Annotated in this window: 18 protein-coding genes; 12 read left to right on the top strand and 6 right to left on the bottom strand. The window is 56.9% G+C overall.

Annotated features, from left to right (window positions below; genetic code table 11):
- Positions 1 to 5: 5 nt before the first annotated feature.
- From ACI5FR_RS24405 to proS, 5 genes are all read right to left on the bottom strand, one after another.
- Positions 6 to 734 carry a hypothetical protein gene (locus ACI5FR_RS24405; protein WP_405459239.1) on the bottom strand — a complete coding sequence of 243 codons (729 nt, stop codon included), beginning with the start codon at positions 732 to 734 and terminating at the stop codon, positions 6 to 8.
- A gap of 113 nt (positions 735 to 847) precedes the next feature.
- The gene (locus tag ACI5FR_RS24400; protein WP_405459237.1) at positions 848 to 1,996 is read right to left on the bottom strand and encodes a Ger(x)C family spore germination protein; all 1,149 of its coding nucleotides are present in this window, start codon (positions 1,994 to 1,996) and stop codon (positions 848 to 850) included.
- Complete coding sequence (locus ACI5FR_RS24395; RefSeq protein WP_405459235.1) at positions 1,993 to 3,078, bottom strand: GerAB/ArcD/ProY family transporter; 1,086 nt, start codon at positions 3,076 to 3,078, stop codon at positions 1,993 to 1,995. The genes ACI5FR_RS24400 and ACI5FR_RS24395 overlap by 4 nt, the downstream gene beginning before the upstream one ends.
- The gene (locus ACI5FR_RS24390) at positions 3,075 to 4,553 is read right to left on the bottom strand and encodes a spore germination protein (protein WP_405459234.1); all 1,479 of its coding nucleotides are present in this window, start codon (positions 4,551 to 4,553) and stop codon (positions 3,075 to 3,077) included. Before ACI5FR_RS24390 ends, ACI5FR_RS24395 begins: the two co-directional genes overlap by 4 nt.
- Before the next feature lie 45 nt (positions 4,554 to 4,598).
- Complete coding sequence (gene proS / locus ACI5FR_RS24385) at positions 4,599 to 5,873, bottom strand: proline--tRNA ligase (RefSeq protein WP_405459233.1); 1,275 nt, start codon at positions 5,871 to 5,873, stop codon at positions 4,599 to 4,601.
- 432 nt (positions 5,874 to 6,305) lie between these two features.
- Here proS and ACI5FR_RS24380 point away from each other — a divergent pair, with 432 nt between their 5' ends.
- Positions 6,306 to 7,376, top strand: a complete 1,071-nt coding sequence (locus tag ACI5FR_RS24380) for a C40 family peptidase (RefSeq protein ID WP_405459232.1) — start codon at positions 6,306 to 6,308, stop codon at positions 7,374 to 7,376.
- Positions 7,322 to 8,479 (top strand): LCP family protein, encoded by a 1,158-nt coding sequence (locus ACI5FR_RS24375; RefSeq protein ID WP_405459231.1) that lies wholly within the window; start codon positions 7,322 to 7,324, stop codon positions 8,477 to 8,479. Before ACI5FR_RS24380 ends, ACI5FR_RS24375 begins: the two co-directional genes overlap by 55 nt.
- On the opposite strand, the gene moaD is transcribed toward ACI5FR_RS24375, so the two are convergent.
- Positions 8,460 to 9,185, bottom strand: a complete 726-nt coding sequence (moaD, locus tag ACI5FR_RS24370) for a molybdopterin converting factor subunit 1 (RefSeq protein WP_405459229.1) — start codon at positions 9,183 to 9,185, stop codon at positions 8,460 to 8,462. The two genes, ACI5FR_RS24375 and moaD, sit on opposite strands and share 20 nt — an antisense overlap.
- A 197-nt stretch (positions 9,186 to 9,382) precedes the next feature.
- Here moaD and ACI5FR_RS24365 point away from each other — a divergent pair, with 197 nt between their 5' ends.
- The 10 genes from ACI5FR_RS24365 to ACI5FR_RS24320 all read left to right on the top strand — a co-directional run bounded on the left by ACI5FR_RS24365 (position 9,383) and on the right by ACI5FR_RS24320 (position 18,698).
- Positions 9,383 to 10,819: a bifunctional metallophosphatase/5'-nucleotidase gene (locus ACI5FR_RS24365; protein WP_405459227.1), complete on the top strand. Its 1,437-nt coding sequence runs from the start codon at positions 9,383 to 9,385 to the stop codon at positions 10,817 to 10,819.
- A 141-nt stretch (positions 10,820 to 10,960) separates the two neighbouring features.
- Positions 10,961 to 11,770, top strand: a complete 810-nt coding sequence (locus tag ACI5FR_RS24360; RefSeq protein WP_405459225.1) for an undecaprenyl-diphosphate phosphatase — start codon at positions 10,961 to 10,963, stop codon at positions 11,768 to 11,770.
- Between the two features lie 135 nt (positions 11,771 to 11,905).
- A complete protein-coding gene (locus ACI5FR_RS24355) occupies positions 11,906 to 12,997 on the top strand; it encodes an HD-GYP domain-containing protein (RefSeq protein ID WP_405459223.1) in 1,092 nt (363 codons plus the stop codon).
- A gap of 79 nt (positions 12,998 to 13,076) precedes the next feature.
- A complete protein-coding gene (gene yfkAB, locus ACI5FR_RS24350; RefSeq protein ID WP_405459220.1) occupies positions 13,077 to 14,210 on the top strand; it encodes a radical SAM/CxCxxxxC motif protein YfkAB in 1,134 nt (377 codons plus the stop codon).
- Positions 14,211 to 14,229: 19 nt separating this feature from the next.
- Positions 14,230 to 15,579, top strand: a complete 1,350-nt coding sequence (locus ACI5FR_RS24345; RefSeq protein ID WP_405459219.1) for a hemolysin family protein — start codon at positions 14,230 to 14,232, stop codon at positions 15,577 to 15,579.
- 38 nt (positions 15,580 to 15,617) lie between these two features.
- Positions 15,618 to 16,643 (top strand): sporulation integral membrane protein YtvI, encoded by a 1,026-nt coding sequence (ytvI, locus tag ACI5FR_RS24340; RefSeq protein WP_405459217.1) that lies wholly within the window; start codon positions 15,618 to 15,620, stop codon positions 16,641 to 16,643.
- A gap of 550 nt (positions 16,644 to 17,193) precedes the next feature.
- Positions 17,194 to 17,391 carry a hypothetical protein gene (locus ACI5FR_RS24335; protein ID WP_405459214.1) on the top strand — a complete coding sequence of 66 codons (198 nt, stop codon included), beginning with the start codon at positions 17,194 to 17,196 and terminating at the stop codon, positions 17,389 to 17,391.
- Between the two features lie 211 nt (positions 17,392 to 17,602).
- Complete coding sequence (locus ACI5FR_RS24330) at positions 17,603 to 17,845, top strand: spore coat associated protein CotJA (RefSeq protein ID WP_405459212.1); 243 nt, start codon at positions 17,603 to 17,605, stop codon at positions 17,843 to 17,845.
- Between the two features lie 4 nt (positions 17,846 to 17,849).
- Positions 17,850 to 18,104: a spore coat protein CotJB gene (locus ACI5FR_RS24325; RefSeq protein ID WP_405459337.1), complete on the top strand. Its 255-nt coding sequence runs from the start codon at positions 17,850 to 17,852 to the stop codon at positions 18,102 to 18,104.
- A 24-nt stretch (positions 18,105 to 18,128) separates the two neighbouring features.
- A complete protein-coding gene (locus ACI5FR_RS24320) occupies positions 18,129 to 18,698 on the top strand; it encodes a manganese catalase family protein (protein ID WP_405459211.1) in 570 nt (189 codons plus the stop codon).
- The last annotated feature ends 124 nt before the right edge of the window (positions 18,699 to 18,822 follow it).

Here is an 18,822-nt window from a genome sequence, read left to right as displayed (position 1 = left end):
CTCCTTTAGCCGACATTGGGACCGATAACTTCTCCGCTGAAGTGGATCTCAAGGGCGACCGGAGGGTTGAAATCGGTAATCGGACTTGGCCCGGTATCCATACCTACACCGAATCCGGATACTTGGCCGGCGGCTCCGGTTAGAAAATAGTTGGCATTCGGTCCCGGAACCCCCGTATCCGTCACCTCGAAGGTGGTGGTGAAAGTTCCATTCACGGATGTAACATCCGTCCCCTCTAAATTTATCTGTGTCAAGCTGCCTGTATCCGTCACGGTCCCGACAAGTTCACCGGTTACAGGGGCATTGCGAAAAATACTGAAGCGCATCGTTTGACTCGAAACCGTCAATTCCGGGGAGGAACCGCTTAAGAACGTATAGCGCCAAACGATCGTGGCACGCAAGGCGATACGGCTGGCTGGTGTAATGGTGCTCAGGGCTACGAATTGTGGGCTGATGGGCGTCTCGTCCCCAAACGTCCCGGGCGCCGCGGGCAGGGGAAATGCGACAATTCCGGGTTCGGTAGGGACCATCGGATTCGGGATTTCAATGAAATTATAGTTCGTGAGGAGACCGACTCCGGACGGTCCAGGCACCCCGGCAGGACCTTGCGGCCCAGGAGGACCTTGCGGTCCGGGGACAGAACGGCGAACTAGCCGGCTGCGGCGGATGATTTTTTTAGCGTGTTTCTTAGTGCATCTGAGGATCTTCTTCTTGTGAGGAGCGGGACAACTCATCAATTGCACCTCCTGTTATAGATGCCTTATAGTATGATGTTCATCCCGCACGGTGCTAGACACATAACTAGATTTATAGACGTCCACCTATAGAGGAGAAGGAGAATTTGACGTCAGTGGAGAATGCCCGTGCTTGTGAGATGGACTTGTACCTCCGGTTTGATTTTGACCTCCCTATATTTCGTTTTCCAGTCGATAGTTTCCCACAGCTTATGTTGGCTTGCACCCACTCTTCTGCCGATCCCAAGCGCGTCACAATTCGCTTTTTGCAATTTGGCTGCGACCGATGCCGCCTCCTTATTTAGAACTTCGGACAAATCCTGATTTAACCGCCCGCGGTCAATTTCCCGGCCTAAGTTTCCCGGGTAGCTCACAAGCTCCGCATATAGATCCAGCTTGATAGAGCATAGGATTTCTCCGCTGTCGGGATCAACAGAGACATGCAATTTTCTTTTTTGTTTTTGCACTTCGATGGTGACGACATTCGTGTCGGTTTCTTTCCCATCACCCGATCCCTGTCCGGCCGGAATGTTAAGATAAGCCAGCTTGCTTAACCTGTCTTTGAGCAAAAGAAGCATAACACTTTCTTCGCGAGGCAAGGTGATTCCGGTATAGCGGTCTCCGTCTAATAAAGCGATGCTGTCTAGAATCAGCGTTTTCTCACTGGTTTTGTAAATATAGGGAACAATGTTGTCTTCGCCGGGTTCGTCGAATTGCGTCCATAAGGAATACATCGTTAGTTTCGGAATGTTCGTTACTCGCTCCGCTCCTCGAACCATCTGCAACACATCAAACGCTGCGGGCGTATTTTCTCTTTGTTTAACCGAGATGATTTCTGAAGCCGATCCCTCGCTGATTAGAACGCTGCCGTTCAAAAACCCTTTATGGCTTCGGTATACCGGCTCTAACGGGGACATAATGCCCTTCTTCGCAAGCTCTTGGCCGATGACAATGACTTGAGATTTACTGGCTTCAATGGTGCCTGGAAGCATACTGTCGATTCGCATGCCGAGCGATTGAATCGAATCACCGGTCGCTTGAACCAGTTCATCGCTTACGTCGAATTGCCCGCCTCCCTTGGCCTTCAAGATGATCGCTCTTGCCGTCCCGGCGATTCGGCCATCCTCGGCAGCATCAAACCCGAGTCCGTTAAGCATCTTTTTGTTGGTTAAATAGTTGGCGTCCCAACATCCGGCAAGGGCAAGGGCCAAGACAATGACAAGGAATCCAAGACAGATCGGCGATACATGCTTTTTTCTCATGCGGTCCCTCTTCTATCGTCGTTTTTGATCAGGAAGGAGATCAACCACATCAGGAGCGGCAATGCGGCAATCATAAACAGGTATTCATATTCCATCCACTTCCCGAACACGTCCAAATTTTCTAGAGTGGAGAGAAAGGCGCCTAATGCAAAGACAAGGGCCCCGCTGATCCAGACCATCCGCCGATAGGCGCTTTGACTTTTCGTCACACTTTTCCCAGCCAAACATAGGTAAGCCACGATGGTGGTGGTCATCGGAATCGACCAGATCGTCAAAAAGATCAAATCCAACCGGTCAAACAGGGGATTGGGCAACCCTTTAAACAAAAAGATAACCGGTTCATTCACCTGTTCGATCGCGATAGAGCTAAACCCGATCAGGCAAATGAAGACGAAATAAGCGTTAAACAAAGTAACAAATCCGTTAGACAACGTGACGATTTTCAGCAAACCGGCGGGGTTCCCTTCTACTTGTGCGAAAAAATAAAGGATCACCTCAAACCCAAGCATCGTAAAAAACGTATTCTCGCTGCCTCTAAAAATTTGCCCGACCCCGGAATGACCGACCGGGAGAATGTTGGAAATATGCGGTCCATGGGCGAATGTAGCGAGACTGAGCAGGATCAACAGGCCCAGCAACACTGAAGATAGTACAAAAAATCGGGCGATGACCCGCAAATTATCGAGCGCCAGGTATACGCTGGTCGAAAGGAAGAGCAGAAGCAGCACCCAACCGGGTGTCAACGGAAGCAGCCAATTCTGAATTAAATGAATAAAAAGGGCGCTCGCGTAGCCCGCTACGGCGATAAAAGAACCATAATAGAGGAGATTCACCGCTTTTCCCGGAAAGCTGCCAAAGATCCGGATTGTCATTTGACGCAAATTGTGATTCGGAAATCGCTTATTAAGATGCCAATAGACCAGCAGCAACAGCTGAATGACGGCTCCAGCCACAAGAACCGAAATCCAGGCGTCTCCTTTCGCGGTACTCTGAGTTTTGGAAGGCAACGACAATAGGCCGATTCCAATTTGCGTTTTGACGATCAAAAAGAACAATTGGGATCTGGTGATCGTAATGTTCAAGTGCGCTTCCACCTCTTGAAAAACGATTGCGGTTTGGGATCCGTGTTCCAGATAGGGAGTCTAAGAAAAATATCTTTGATCCCCTGCTTGTCGGGAAACGGGCCAAAAGGATTGAAATAGGGCACTCCCATGGACTCGATTTTACAAAGATGGATGAAGATGAGCATTAGCATGATCGCAATCCCGAAGAAGCCGAACAGGGAGGCGGCGATCATCGTGGGAAAGCCGAGAATTCTTAAGCTCGTTCCGAATTCGTTGATCGGCGTCGCGAATGAGGCGATAGCGGTCAAACCAATGACGACAATCATCGTGTGAGAGACGAGATGGGCCTCTACAACCGCCGTACCGATTACGAGACCGCCGACAATACCGATGGTCTGCGCAATCGGAGAAGGCAATCGGATCGCCGCTTCCTTCAGCAGTTCCAGGATGAGCTGCATCGATATGGCCTCCATGATGGGCGGGAACGGGACATAGGTTAAAGAAACTTTGACGGAGTACAAAATTCCGATTGGCAGCACCTCGGAATGGTACGTTACGATGGCAATATAGATGGCCGGCAAGCTGATCGCCAGAATAAAGCTGATAAAACGAATCAGCCGAAAAAACGATCCCGTGATCCAGCGATGGTTGTAGTCGTCCGAAGATTGATAAAACGAAAAAAATGTGATGGGAAGGATTAGTGCCAACGGGCTGCCGTCTACGAAAAGATTGATTTTCCCTTCCATCAAATAAGAAACCGCCCGATCGGGTCTTCCGCTCTGCAGCGTCTGAGGAAACGGAGAAAACGGATGCTCCTCGATCATTTCATCCAAGTTCGCGACAGAATACAAATAGTCAAAATCAATCGCCGCTAACCTTCGTTCGCATTCTTCAATGAGATTCGGGTCGACATAGCCGTCCACATAGACCATGGCGACTTTCGTGTTCGTTACCCGGCCCAATGTAAAATATTTCACTTTTAATCGGGGGCTCTTGATTCGATTGCGGAGCAAATACAAATTTGTATTGAGGCTTTCTACAAAGCCGTCGTGAGCGCCTTTGATGATTTGTTCGTCTTTCGGTTCTCCGATGGAACGGCCTTGCGACTCAGCCGCTGCCATCAGGAAAGCGGTCGAACCGTGCTCGGCGATGGCCACGCAAAAGCCATCCAGCAAAGCTTTGCCTATATGGTGAACATTGGACGATTGCTTAACTTCGATAGAGGACACGATGTTTTCGAAATCCGTTGAATCGGCTTCTAGGAGGGGCTTGAGGATATGGGACTGAACGAGCTGCTGCTTGATCAGCGACTCCATATACAGGAAAACCACCGATTGGCCGCCAAGGAACAATCTTTGGAACTTCAGATCGTCCGTATGGGATAAATACTGCTGAATCTGCGCGAGCTTCGGTTCGATCTCACCGGGAACCAGTTCCATGGCAGGAACGTCGGATTGTGTGTAAGGCTTCGTTCGTTTTCGTAGAAATCTCATGACCGCACCCCGCGCTTCACATAGATTTCAATTATTTTGCTCCATTCAGCCTAAATTATCCAATCGGCGGATGACTTCATCGATGGATAGCTCCATTGTTTCGGCATCGGCGCGTGCCTTCCATTCGACGCGCCCGTCGGCGGCGCCTCGGCCTATGACGATGCGAACCGGGAGTCCGATCAGATCGGCATCCTTCAGCTTGACCCCCGGGCGTTCCTCCCGGTCGTCCAATAGCACCTCTACGCCGGCGGCCTGCAGCCGTTCGTAGAGCGTGTGTGCCAGCTCCCAGGCGTCAGCGCCCGGCTTCGTCTGCAGCGGCACGAGATGGACGTGGTATGGGGCCACGCCCGCAGGCCATACGATGCCGTCCGCGTCGTGGTGCTGCTCGACGATCGTAGCGAGAAGGCGCGAGACACCGATGCCGTAGCAGCCCATGAGATGAGGTCGCTCTACGCCGCTCGCATCGGCGACGCGGGCTTGCAGCGGCTCGCTGTATCGGGTACCGAGTTTGAATACGTGGGCGATCTCGATGCCGTTCGAGAACTGCAAGCGGCCGGTGCAGCGCGGGCATGGATCTCCCGCTTGAACGTCGCGCTCCTGCTCCATCGCCAGCTTCTCCAGATTCGCCGCATAATCGCACTCGCTGCACGTCACGACCGTGTCCTCGCCGATGTCGGCCAGCGCCACGAATTCATGCGAGCCGCCTTCGCCGCCGATCGCTCCGTTATCGGCTTCGATCGCTCGGAAGCGCAATCCGACCCGGGTGAAGATCGAGCCGTAGGCTTGTCGTACATGTTCGTAAGTCTCATGCAGCGTATCCGCTTCGGCGTGGAACGAGTAGGCATCCTTCATGAGGAACTCTCTTCCGCGCAGTAAGCCGAACCGGGGCCGCGGCTCATCGCGGAATTTGGTCTGGATCTGATAGACGAGGAGCGGCAGCCGGCGATACGAGCGAAGCTCGGCCCCGGCGAGGGCCGTGACGATCTCCTCATGCGTCGGCCCCAGCGCGAACGCCCGGCCGTGCCGGTCCTGCAGCCGGATCAGCTCCGGGCCATAAAGCTCGAGCCTGCCGGACTGCTCCCATAGCTCGGCGGGCTGCAGGGCCGGCATGAGCAGCTCCTGGGCGCCGATCCGATCGAGCTCCTCCCGAATGATCGTCTCCAGCTTGCGCAGCACACGCCGCCCCATCGGCAAGTACGTATAGACGCCTGCGGCGAGCTGGCGTATGAAGCCCGCGCGCAGCAGCAGGCGATGGCTGGCCGCTTCCGCCTCGGCCGGCACTTCCCGTTGGATCGGCATGAACCATGTTTTTTGTCTCATTTCAACAACCTCCTTTGTGTGGGAAAAACAAAAAGACGCAATCGTCAAGGGACGATTTGCGTCGTGGTACCACCCTAATTCAATCCCGCATCTCGACACTCCGGACACGGCGATTCTCTTTTCCGATAACGGGGAATTCCGGCTCAGCTTACGGGCTCGTGCTTGAAGTTCGGCTGAACGGCTCCAAGGCGGGATGCGCCCCGAATCGGCCGGAAAATCTCGCACCCATCGATTTTCTCTCTGTGGCGGCCGGTTCGGACATGTCCTTGGTAATCGCGGTTTGACTTAAATTGTTTTTTACTTTACATCGAATCGCTACCCCCAGTCAAGGTAAAAAAAGTGAGTGCACCCACCCGAATAATTCGTTTCCCGAAACCTCAACCTATGATCAGACATCATCCGTACACAGGGAAGGGTAGGAACAGTATGGGAATGAAGCACGCTCGGAAGCGCATAAGCCTTGTGCTGGCGGTATCGGTCGCGCTCGCGGCGACAACGGCCTGCGCCCAAATGAAGAAGCAGAACGAATCGAAGCTCGAGGCGAAGCAGGTCAAAAAAGGGCAGCTGCACATCTTGAAGGCGATCCCGCAAGGGGACGAGGCGCGGATCTCCATTGTGAAGCTGAACGACAAGAGCTATGTGGCGGCTCAGGCGGTCGCCGACATCTTGGAGTACCGGACGTTCTGGGACAACGATTCCTTGACGATGAAGCTCGGGGTCAACGATCCGGAGTTCGAGCTGAAGGCGGAGAAGAAAAAGGCGTTGAAGGAAGCGAGTCCCATTAATTTGTCCGCCCCTCCGATTTATGAGAAGGACGCGCTATACATCCCGGTTGAGGCGGTGGGAGAGCTGTTCGGCAACGATATGACTTACCGGTCGACCGATACGGAACTGACGGTCACGCCTACTGAGATGCGTGCGGACAAAAAAGAGATCTCGGCGCCGGCCGAAAAAGACAAGAAGGACGAACTGAGCTTCGAGGACGATCCGGCTTACAAGCCCGGCCAAGCTTCCGCCAAGCGGCAGCCGATCCAGCTTCACCATACCCGCGCCATCACGTCCGCTCAAGAGGAGGAAGCCGAGCCGGTTGCCCTGAACGTGGATGAGCTGGAGGCGCAGGCCCGGCGGTATATCGGCATTAACTACAAATTCGGCACCGGCGCGTTCGCGCAGTCCGGGACATTCGACTGCTCGTCCTTCACCCAGTATTTGTTCGACAAGCAAAAGATCGAGCTGCCCCGGTCGGCCCGAGCTCAATCTCGCTTAGGGGAGACCGTGGACCGCAAACTGCTTCGGCCGGGCGATTTGCTGTTCTTCTTCGTACCGGGCCGGTTTCGCTCCAACGGGGTAGTCAGTCACGTAGGGGTGTATGTAGGGGACGGAAAAATGATACATGCCGCTCCCGCGCCGGAGGAAGGCGTACAGGAGACGGAGATTAATCAGCCGTATTGGAAAAAAACGTTCATCCGAGCGGCCCGCATAACGGGGAGCGGTGCGCTCTGAAGGCGTTCGTACGGTTGTTCGGCTGGGCGATGCTGACGGTTCTCTTGCTGGGCATCGTCTACGCGATGCATCTGCTGAACCGGACGGATGAGTTCCTGACCAAGATCAGCCATCCCGCTGCGCCGAACGGACCGAAACCCTGGACCGCACTCGACCAAGACTGGGGGCTGGATGCCGTTCAGGACGAGGAGATGGACTTGTCGGTGCACCGGATGCTGGCCGCACGCGCCCGCGAACCTCTACGCCGTCCGGAAGGGTTGTCGTTCCTCCTGCTCGGCATCGACAATCGCCGGGAGACGCGCAGCATGAACTCCGACGTCATTATGGCGGTCGCGGTGAACCCGAACGGGAAGTCCGCCACCGTTGTTTCCTTGCCCCGCGATATGCAGTTGAAGCCGGCCGGCTTGCCCGAGCGCAAAGCGAATTTTTACTTCCCCTATTACTACAACCGGAATCAAGCGACCGCGTTCGCCGAGACCAAGGAGCTGTTCGCCGACTTCCTGGACGTCCCGCTCCGGTATGCGGCGGCGGTGCATTTCCGAGGCTTCGAGCAAATCGTGGACGAGCTGGGCGGCATCACCGTAGACGTCGATATGAATATGCGCTATGTGGACCGTTCCGACGGCACGAACATCAATCTGCGCAAAGGCGTGCAGGTGCTTCAAGGCAAGCAGGCGCTCGATTTCGTCCGTTACCGCAAGTCGAATCGCAACACGCAGGAATCGACCGATTATATGCGCAACAAGCGGCAGCAGCAAGTGCTGCAGCAGTTAATGGCGCGGCTGACGAGCTTTCGTGGAGCGATGCATCTCGGCGGGGTGCTGGACAAGGCCGGGAATCATATCAAGACCGACATTCCCGAGACGGAAATTCGAGGTGTGATGGAAGCGATGCTGAAGCTCGATCGGGAACAGATCAAGTTCATTGCCTTGCGTGGGGAATGGCGCAGTCCTTACATTCTCGTGAAGGACGAGGACCTGCAGCAGGCGAAGGCGGCACTGAGGGCGGAGCTGAGCGGAGCAACCGCCGCGCCGGCGGCACCGGCCTCTCCGCCGGCACCGGCTACATCGCCTGGAGCGGTGTCTACTGCCCCTCCTGCATAGGGTTCCAAGGGCCCAGCTGGTGGCCTTTCCATTCGGAGCCGTCTTCCCAAATTTCCTTCTTCCAGATCGGGACGATCATCTTCAGCCGCTCGATTGCGTACCGGCTCGCTTCGTAGCATTCCGCCCGGTGCGGGGCCGCTACCGCAATGACGACGCTGATCTCCCCGAGCGGCACCGCCCCGAGACGATGGGAGATCGCACAGACGGCGCCCGGCCACCGGGCGTCTATTTCTTGTCCGATCTGCTGCATCGTCTTGAGCGCCATGGGGGCGTAGGCTTCATACTCGAGCAGCACGGTGCGCTGGCCGTTCGTGTATTCGCGCGTAGTCCCTACGAAGGAGAGCACGGCCCCATAGCGCGGATCTTGGACGCGGCTCACTACCTCCTCCACCGACACCCGGTCGGTCGTAAGGGTATAGAGCCGGTCCGGGCGAACCGCCTCGTCCTCCGGCGCGGGCTGGCCGCCGGACACGGGCGGGATGAGCGCGACCTCGTCCGATTCGGCCAGTAGGGCGTCATCGGCCGCGTAGGTTTGATTGCAGGCGGCGAAGGAGCGCCGGATCAAGGAAGCCGCGCCGGGATGCAGGCGAGCCAGCTCTTCCTTGAGCGCTTGCACCGTAGGCGCCCCGCTGCCGAGCTCGACCGTCAGGCGGCTCGAGCCGATCGTTTCGGCCAGGCCGGCGAATACTAAGACCGTAATTTTCATCGCGGCATTCTCCTATGAACACGTGGTAACAACTTATTTTCCATCGTATCGGGAGCGGGTGGCATTGTCAATCGAGGCGCCCGCATACAATGGAGGATGATCCGGTTTCGGACGAGCGGCAGGATTTCGACCCCGGCGAGCCGAATCACCAAGTGGAAGGAAATGTGACAGGACTACGAGACGAGGGAGGAGTTCGGATGACTGCACACTGGCAGCCGCTTACAATCATACACACGAACGACCTTCACAGCCGGTTCGAGCAAATGCCGCGCATGGCTTCCGCGATTCGTCAGCTGAAGCAGCATCGGACTAAGGATGAAGTACTGACTTTGGATATAGGGGACCATATGGACCGGATGCGCGTCGAGACCGAAGGAAGCATGGGCGCGGCCAACGTGGCGGTGCTGAATGCGACCGGCTACGATGCCGTCGTGCTTGGGAACAACGAAGGCTTGACATTTCCGAAAGAGACGATCGAGCGGACGTACCGGGACCATGCGCGCTTCGCCATTCTCGGATCGAACTTGACGGAAGCGGAGACCGGCCGGCAGCCGGACTGGATGGTGCCTTCCGTCCTGATGCGCCGCGGGCAAATACAGGTTGGGCTGATTGGAGTTACCGCCTTCTATTCGGCTTTCTATACGCTTCTAGGTTGGACGGTGTTGGAGCCGATCGAGGCCGTGCGCCGGGAAGCGAGCCGTCTGCGCCGCGAGGGTGCCGACGTCGTGGTCGTGATGTCTCATCTCGGCTTGACGCAAGACCGGCTCATGGCGCATGGTGTGCCGGAGGTGGACATCATTCTGGGTGGACACACGCATCATCTGCTGGAAACGCCCGAGCGTATCGGGAACGTCTGGATTGCCGCGACGGGCAGCCATGGCAAGTACGTGGGCGAGCTGACGCTGCGCTATGATCTCGAGACACGCAAGCTGGAGCTTGAGCAAGGCCGTTGCCTGCCGGTGGACGAATATCCCGCCGATCCGGTTCTGGAGCGCTTGATCGAGCGCTACCGCGCGGCAGGGGAGCGAGAACTGCAGCGGCCGATCGCGAAGCTGGAGGAACCGCTTGCCTTGCATTGGTACGAGGAATCCGAGCTTGGCAACCTGCTTGCAGCAGGCATCCGACGCTGGACCGGAGGGGAGATCGGCCTTGTCAATGCAGGGCAGCTGCTGGCCGAGGTCCGCGAAGGGACCGTGACGGCGGGGCAGCTGCATCAGCTGTGCCCTTCCCCGATCAACCCGTGCGTGACGCTGCTAGCCGGCCGCCATCTGGTGCAAGCGCTGGAGGAATCGCTGCTGCCCGAATTTTATGAACGGCCGATCAAAGGATTCGGGTTCCGGGGTCAGGTGCTTGGCGTGTTATGCGTGGACGGGCTGGAAGTGCATTACGATCCGAGCGGGAAGGCGATGGGGAAAATCCGGTCCGTGCTCGTGAACGGTGCGCCGCTTATGCCGGAGAAGCGCTACCGGGTCGGGATGATCGACATGTTCACGTTCGGAAGCGGGTATACGTCCTTGGCCCAGGGAGAGGAAACCCGGTATTATTTGCCGGAGTTCCTCCGGGATCTGTTAGCCGATCAGCTCCAGCGGGCGGATCAGCTCTTGGCGTGCAGAACCATCCGATGGCAAGCCTGATCCGATATTAATTCTTTCTTAACAATCGGGCCGGCTATTGTTTGTTACCCGGACAAACGGTAGAATAATATCGTTGTGCCTGGAAGACTAGGCTTCATAGAATCAACTTCATTTTTTGGGTTAGCAGGGGAGGAACGCGTTTTGTTCGATTGGTGGATTGCGCTCATTATCGGAATTGTTGAGGGATTAACGGAATTTTTGCCGGTTTCTTCGACCGGTCATATGATTCTAGCCGGACATTTGCTAGGATTCGAGGGGGACAAGGCGGAATCGTTCGAGGTCGTCATCCAGCTCGGCGCCATCCTGGCGGTTGCCGTGATCTATTGGCGGAGAGTGCTTCGCCTGTTCGGATTCAAGGACGCCGCTTCTCGGGCGAAGCCGAAACGGATCAACCTGATTCACATCGCGATCTCGATCGTGCCGGCATTGGGACTCGCTTTCGTGCTCCGCGATCATATCAAGCTGCTGTTCTCGCCGGAGACGGTGGTCATCGGGCTCGTGCTGGGCGGGATCTTCATGATCATCGCCGAGAAGCAGCAGCCCAAGATTACGGCGACCGATATGGATGAGCTGACTTACAAGCAAGTGCTGTATATCGGACTCGCACAGATTTTGTCGCTATGGCCGGGCTTCTCGCGTTCGGGGTCCACGATCGCAGGCGGGATGCTTGCCGGGGCTAGCCGGGCGGCGGCGGCGGATTTCACCTTCCTGATCGCCATTCCCGTAATGTGCGCGGCTTCCGGGTACGAGCTGTTGAAGAACTACGATCAGTTTACATCGTCGGATATCGGCTTCTTCGCGATCGGCTTCATCGTCTCGTTCATCGTCGCGCTGTTGGCGGTCGTCACGTTCATCAAGCTGGTCGGGAAGCTCAAGCTTACGTATTTTGCGTATTACCGGTTCGTACTGGCTGCTATCGTGCTGCTGTATATGACTTTAGTCGGCTTTTAAGTGATCCTTTAGACTCAATTGTGCCAAAGGGTGTCGAAATGACGCCCTTTTTGTATTGCCAACAGGTGCGGCTTCGTATACATTATAGGCAAAAGCGGACAGCGGTCTGCCAAATACAGGAAATGTGGGGCATACATGAGGCTGATTCCAGTAGATCAATGTCAGCCCGGGATGAGGCTGGGCCGAAATCTCTATAACGACGAAGGGCTCGTGCTGCTGGCCGAACAGGCGGAGCTGACCGGGCCGATCATTCGGAAGCTGGAGCAGCACGGCATCGCCAGGCTGTATATCCGCGATGCCCGAACGGACGACATCACGCTCCCGGAGCTCATCACGGAGGAGACCCGGCAGAGGGCGCTCGCGGAGATTCGCACGCATTTCCGGCGGCTGATGCTGGAGACCGCTCCGCGGAGGGCGATCAACTCGCCGTTTATCGGCAAGGCGTTCAAGGACGTCGCGGCCCTCCTGCTCGAGGATTTGCGGCGTCACGATTCCGCGATGATCCTGCTCGCCGAGATGAGCCTCACCGACCAGAGCCTGTTCCAGCATTCGCTGAATGTAGGGCTCCATACGCTCCTGCTCGGCCTGGCCCAAGGCTATGACCAGGAAGAGCTGCTGACGATCGGACTCGGGGCGCTCCTGCACGACATCGGCAAGACGCAGCTCCCGCCGTCGCTGCTGTACAAGCCCGATCCGATCGCCGAGGAGGAGCGGCTCTTACGCAGTCATACGGATCTGGGGTTCCGCTTGCTCAAGGATGAGCCGAACATTCCGCTCCTCGCGGCCCATTGCGCCCTGCAGCATCACGAGCGGAGAGACGGGACCGGCTACCCGAGAGGCTTGCGCGGCGATGACATCCATGTGTATGCGGAATGGATCGGCATCGTCGACGCTTACGAAGCCATGACTTCCGTGACGGGCACGGGGACGCGGCCGCTTCTGCCGCATCAAGCGATCGAGCAGCTGTTCGTCGATTCCGGCTCCCTGTACGACGCGTCCAAGATCGAGCTGTTCCGCGACCGGATCGCGCTCTATCCGATCGGCTTGCAGGTGAAGCTGAGCTCGGGCGAAGCCGGAGTCGTCGTCGACCTGAACAGCCGCTCGTCGCTGCGTCCCGTCGTGCGCATCCTGTATGGCGCCGAGGGGGAAGAGCTGACTAGGCCCTATGAAATCGACCTGTCCAAGCGACTCAATCTAATGATTACCGCCGTCCATCCGTTTGATTGATGGGCGGTTTTTGTTTACAATGAAAGGATCAACGTGAGACGATCATGGTTAGAAATCTGGAATTTAGGTGAAATTGATCTTGAGTACATCCTATTCGAATATACATGGCCTCACCCCGCTGTCGCCGGAATACGATCCGTGGGACCCGATCCGCTCGATTCGCCGGTACGGCCGCCACGTCTTGACGAGCGTGGAGCTGACGATGACGAATTTGTGCAACATGCGGTGCGAGCATTGCGCCGTAGGCGATGCGCTGACGATGACGGAGGGGGCGCGGATCCCCCTGGCGGACATGCTCCGACGGCTCGACGAGGTCGAGCACCTCGAGACGATCAGCATCACCGGCGGAGAGCCGGCCTATCTGGAGAAGACGGTCAAGGAATATATCGTGCCGCTCCTGCAGTATGCGAGGTCGCGCGGGGTGCGCTCCCAGCTGAACTCCAACGCCACGCTGGACCTGTCCCGGTATGAGCTTATGGCGCCTTATTTGGACGTCCTGCATATTTCTTTCAATTACTTGAATGCGGAGGACTTCCATCGCGTAGGCTTTACCAATACGGCTCATCCGGTCGGCCGGGATACGGCGGCCAAGCTGTACGAGCGCATGGTGGAGAACACCGTCGCGCTCAGCCGGGGCGGGTTGTTCGTCAGTGCCGAGTCGATGATTAATTACCGCACTCACGAGGTGCTGCCGGAGATTCATCGGCTCATCGTGGAGATGGGCTGCGTCCGGCACGAGGTGCATCCGATGTACCCGAGCGCCTTCGCGTCGTCGCTGCCCGTGCTGTCGCTCGATCAGACCCGGGACGCGATCGACCGGCTGCTGGACGAGCGCGATCCGGACGTGTGGATGCTGTTCGGGACGCTGCCGTTTTTCGCTTGCGGCGACAGGGAGGCGGACAAGCGTTTGCTGCGCAAGCTGCATGCCGCGCCTAACGTCACGGTGCGCAACGACCCGGACGGCCGCAACCGGCTGAATGTGAACATGTTCACCGGGGACGTCTACGTGACCGACTTCTCCGATCTGTCCGCCCTGGGCAACGCGAAGAGCGAGCCGCTCGATCCGATCTTCGACCGGTGGCTGGAGCATCCGCTGAACCTGCAGGTGAACTGCCATTGTCCGACGGCCGCCTGCTGCGGACCGAATCTGCTTGTTGCCGACACGTACTATCGCGGGGTCGATTTCAAGGGGCGCCAATCGTTAGTAGGTTGAGCGCGGAAGGAGACACGCTATGGACACCCATCCGTTTCATTGGAATTTAATTTTTTGGAACATGCTGCTTGTGATCGTCTTGGTGCTGCTGAACGGTTTCTTCGTCGCCGCGGAATTCGCCCTCGTGAAGGTGCGGCAGACCCGGCTGACCCAGCTGGTCAATGAAGGCAACAAGCGAGCGCGGTATGCGCTTAAGGTATCGAAGAAGCTGGACGCCTATTTGTCGGCCACGCAGCTCGGGATTACCCTCGCCTCTCTCGGGCTCGGCTGGGTGGGGGAGGAAGCGGTGTCGAGCTTGATCGTCGAGCCGCTGCTCGGCCGATTCGGAGTGGCCGATCCGGTGCTCACGCATACGATTTCCTTCGCGGTGGCGTTCTCCGTCATTACGTTCCTGCATATCGTCCTGGGGGAGCTCGCCCCCAAGTCTCTCGCGATCCAACGCTCGGAGCCCGTATCTCTATGGCTGTCCGCTCCGCTTATGCTGTTCTATAAAATATTCCTGCCGGTCATCGCATTGCTGAACGGGACGGCGAACCGGCTGCTGCGGCTGATCGGCGTCGAGCCGGCAACCGAGCTCGAGGTGCATACGGAGGACGAGATCCGCATCCTGATGAATCAGAGCGCGAAGAGCGGCCATATCGACAAGGACGAGATGACGCTGTTCGACAACATCTTCGAGTTCTCCGAGCGGCTGGCTCGTGAAGTGATGCTGCCTAGGACCGACATGGACTGCCTGTTCGTGGACGATTCATGGGAAGACAATATGAAGCTGGTGATGGCGACGAAGCACACCCGCTATCCGGTCGCGGTGGAAGATAAGGATCGCATTATCGGGTTTGCCCACATCGCCGACCTGCTCACGTGCGAGCCGAACACGGAGCATAAGCTGGAATCGTACATTCGGCCGATCCTCACCGTGCCGGAATCGATGGAAGTGAACCAAGTGCTCCGCCTCATGCAGAAGCGTCAATCGCAGCTCGCGATCGTCGTGGACGAATACGGCGGCACCGCCGGCCTGCTCACAATCGATGACATTCTGGAGGAGATCGTAGGCGAGCTTCACGACGAGTTCGACGAGATGATCCGGCCGAGCGTCGAGGTGAAGGGGCATATTACGTCGGTCGAGGGCCGTATGCTGCTCGAGGAAGTGAGCGACATGCTGCACGTGACGCTGGAGGACGACGAGGTCGACTCGATCGGAGGCTGGCTGTTCAAGCAGCTGGAGGGAACGCCGGCCAAAGGCCGCAAGGTGTCGGTCGGCGGTTACACGTTCGAGGTGGCGGAGGTCGACCGGCTGCGGATCGTCCGCGTACATATTTATCGCAAAGAAGATCAGGCTGCACCCGAAGCGGCAGCTCCGAAATCCTAGGGAGAGGGGATGACTATTTGTCGGGGAAGACCATAATCATGCTTGCACTGGGGCTGGGAGCGTTGTACCTGCTGTTCACGGTCGGCTCCCCGTTCTTGCTCGCCATCGTGGCGGCGCTTTTCCTGGAGCCGCTCATCGTGCCGATGTCGAAGCTGTTCCACATCGGGCGTGTAACGGCATCGGCCATCGTGTGTACGTTGTTCACGCTGGTGCTGTTCGGCCTGGCCTACCTGCTGGGGGCGCAGATGGTCGAGCAGCTCGTCGACTTCTGGGAGCAGGCGCCGCGCTACTTCAGCGAAGCGAACCGCTACATTCAGGACGCCACGGAGCGAACCCAGCTGTTCTACAACTCGCTGCCGAGCGATTTTGCGGAACGGATCCAGACCGGGATCGAGTCCGGCGTCAAGGCGGCTACCGAGTCGCTCAACGGAATCATGCGTGGCATTTCCGGGTATTTTATCAATTTTGCCAAATTCATCCCGAACTTTTTCATTTTCTTCATCGTGTTCCTGGTCGCCCTGTACTTGTTCAGCTTCAGCCTGCCTCAGCTCAAAGCCGCCTTCCTGTCCATGTTCGAGGAGAAGTCCCAGAGCAAGGTGGACGAAGTGCTGCAGAGTCTGCGCAGCTCGGTGTTCGGCTTCCTGCGCGCCCAGATCATTCTAAGCGCGATGACGTACGTCATTGCCATGTCGGGGCTGCTCATCCTGAACGTCGATTATCCGCTCGCGATCTCCCTCTTGATCGTCGTGGTCGACATCCTGCCGATTCTGGGCGTCGGGTCGGCGCTCGTCCCCTGGGCGCTGTACAGTTTCATCGCGGGCGATACGTTCCTGGCGATCGGGCTCATCGTCCTGTTCGCAGTCATTACGGTGATCCGGCGCATCGTGGAGCCGAAGGTATTGGGCGATGCGGTCGGGATCAGCGCCTTGGCCGCGCTCATCAGCTTGTACGTCGGATTCAAGCTGTTCGGCGTCATGGGGTTGTTCCTTGGGCCGATCATCGTCATCATTTATCAGGCGATGCGCAAGGTCGGGCTCATGCAATTCAAGATCAAATTGGAATAGCGGCATACTTAGGAGGGAGCCTGGCCAAGCGGCCGGGCTCTTGTGTTTAACATACAAGCATGTGGTGGGCGGCGACTTCGGCCTGATGCCATCTAGTTGCTGCAAATCTTCGAATTCCGGTTAGGCGGATCGTATAATCTCGAGCTTAAGAAGCCCCATCGTGGATCGGAATGACGTGTTAGTTCGATTTTGCCAAAATAGAGTCGGTATTGAGAGAAGTCCATGCTATCCAGTTCGATTTTGCCAAACTAAATGGCGGTATTGCAGGGTCCGTGTTCTAAATGTGCACTCCAATTCGGCGAAATCGAACTAGAGCTCTTCCAAATGATGTCTAGCCTTCTGTAAGTTGATGAAATGAAACTAGAGCGCAGGTCGGAACCCTTGTGCCAGACCTCCTCACGCGTCAACGGAACGCCTCCGCCAAGCGAGTGAGCAGCTCCCGCGATTTTGTAAAAAAACCGCCCCCTGTTGTCCCGGATTCAGTCATATTTCTCTTTGAAAGCGCTATATTATAGTGAAAGGAAACAAAGTCCACAAAGGAGGTGATAGGATGAGCGAAGAGGAGGTCGTGCAAGCAGCAGCTGAGGAAGCTGCTGAAGAAGCAGAAGAGGCGACGGAGGCTGATGCCGAAGCTGCGGCTGAGGAAGAAGCTGTAGAAGCCGAGAAGGACGAGGAGGTTGCCGAGCCCGCTGTTGAAGACGAAGAAGCAGTCGCAGCGGCAACGGAGGAATCAACTGAAGAAGCATAATTCCAGTACAATCAGATTGGAATCTTATTATAGAAACAATACCCCCTTAGCCTAGCGAAGGGGGTTTACTGCGCTTGCCGGAGGTTTTTCCTTTTTTCGCGCCCCGTAAGTGACATATCCGCTCCTCGCGCCCTGTAAACTGATAAAGAGTGCCTGTAGGCAGGCGGCCGCCTCGTGCGCCGTCATCTTTTCTGAAAGGAGCCGAATCGTCATGCACCAAACCCGAGAGTGGTTCCCCTATGTCGGTCCCTTCGATCCCTGTCCCCCTATACGAGTAAAAACATTTAGCACCGGACCGCAGCTGTTCATACCTTTTCAACCGCCGAATTTGCCGCAATTTACTCGAGAGGAAGCGCTGAAGCTGGGCACGCTGTGGCCCGCGCTGTACAGCCCCTATACCCCGCAGAATAAAGCCGCCATGGGAAAGGAGACTGAGTCCATTGCACGAAAATGAACCGATGCTGGACGCCGCCTATTACGAGCTGCTGCACCGGCTGCAGGCGGCGGATTTCGTCTTGGTTGAGCTGACCCTGTACCTGGATACACACCCGGACGACAGGCAAGCGGTCGAGCAATTCAATCAATACGCCCAATACCGGGCGCAGCTGGCGGCGGAGTATGAGAGGACGTACGGGCCGCTCCTGCAGTTCGGCCATAGCTACAGTCGCTATCCCTGGGATTGGAAAAACTCGCCTTGGCCATGGCAAGTCTAATCGGAGCGGAAGGGAGGGAAGTCGATGTGGATTTATGAAAAAAAGCTGCAGTATCCCGTCAGGGTAAACAAATGCGATATTCGCATGGCCAAATTCCTGGCCGAGCAATACGGCGGTGCGGATGGCGAGCTGGCGGCGGCCCTGCGGTACTTGAATCAGCGGTATTCGATTCCCGACAAGGTGATCGCGATCTTGACGGATATCGGAACGGAGGAGTTCGCCCATCTCGAGATGATCGCAACGATGATCTACAAGCTTACGAAGGACGCAAGCGTCGAAGAGTTGAAGGCGGCCGGAATGGGCGACCATTATGCGTCGCATGACCGGGCGCTCTTCTACAATAATGCGAGCGGCGTGCCGTGGACCGCTGCGTACATCCAGGCGAAGGGCGACCCGATCGCCGATCTGTATGAGGACATCGCCGCCGAAGAGAAGGCGCGGGCGACGTACCAGTGGCTGATCGACATGACGGACGACGTCGATCTGCAGGATGGGCTGAAGTTCCTCCGCGAGCGGGAGATCGTGCACTCGCTCCGGTTCCGTGAAGCGGTGGAGATGCTGAAGGAGGACCGGGAGACGAAGAAGGTGTACTAGAAGTTTGTTGTGCTTGAGAAGAGCCTCCGTCTGCGCTAGGGATCTTGGCGTGGACGGAGGCTCTTTCTGTTGTGCTCTGAGGCTGCCAACACGCGGTTGCGACGGCAGGGCATTTGCGGTATCG

This window comes from Paenibacillus sp. HJGM_3 (assembly GCF_045062745.1).
GTDB lineage: Bacteria > Bacillota > Bacilli > Paenibacillales > NBRC-103111 > Paenibacillus_AA.
Note: the sequence above shows the minus strand (reverse complement) of the source record. Positions and strands in the feature narration are given on the sequence as shown.

Bases quoted from the DNA above. Each gene is read 5' to 3' on its own strand.
- ACI5FR_RS24405 (WP_405459239.1), bottom strand. From the start codon at position 734: ATGAGTTGTCCCGCTCCTCACAAGAAGAAGATCCTCAGATGCACTAAG.
- ACI5FR_RS24400 (WP_405459237.1), bottom strand. From the start codon at position 1,996: ATGAGAAAAAAGCATGTATCGCCGATCTGTCTTGGATTCCTTGTCATT.
- ACI5FR_RS24390 (WP_405459234.1), bottom strand. From the start codon at position 4,553: ATGAGATTTCTACGAAAACGAACGAAGCCTTACACACAATCCGACGTT.
- proS (WP_405459233.1), bottom strand. From the start codon at position 5,873: ATGAGACAAAAAACATGGTTCATGCCGATCCAACGGGAAGTGCCGGCC.
- ACI5FR_RS24380 (WP_405459232.1), top strand. From the start codon at position 6,306: ATGAAGCACGCTCGGAAGCGCATAAGCCTTGTGCTGGCGGTATCGGTC.
- moaD (WP_405459229.1), bottom strand. From the start codon at position 9,185: ATGAAAATTACGGTCTTAGTATTCGCCGGCCTGGCCGAAACGATCGGC.
- ACI5FR_RS24365 (WP_405459227.1), top strand. From the start codon at position 9,383: ATGACTGCACACTGGCAGCCGCTTACAATCATACACACGAACGACCTT.
- ACI5FR_RS24355 (WP_405459223.1), top strand. From the start codon at position 11,906: ATGAGGCTGATTCCAGTAGATCAATGTCAGCCCGGGATGAGGCTGGGC.
- ACI5FR_RS24345 (WP_405459219.1), top strand. From the start codon at position 14,230: ATGGACACCCATCCGTTTCATTGGAATTTAATTTTTTGGAACATGCTG.
- ytvI (WP_405459217.1), top strand. From the start codon at position 15,618: ATGCTTGCACTGGGGCTGGGAGCGTTGTACCTGCTGTTCACGGTCGGC.
- ACI5FR_RS24335 (WP_405459214.1), top strand. From the start codon at position 17,194: ATGAGCGAAGAGGAGGTCGTGCAAGCAGCAGCTGAGGAAGCTGCTGAA.
- ACI5FR_RS24330 (WP_405459212.1), top strand. From the start codon at position 17,603: ATGCACCAAACCCGAGAGTGGTTCCCCTATGTCGGTCCCTTCGATCCC.
- ACI5FR_RS24325 (WP_405459337.1), top strand. From the start codon at position 17,850: ATGCTGGACGCCGCCTATTACGAGCTGCTGCACCGGCTGCAGGCGGCG.
- ACI5FR_RS24320 (WP_405459211.1), top strand. From the start codon at position 18,129: ATGTGGATTTATGAAAAAAAGCTGCAGTATCCCGTCAGGGTAAACAAA.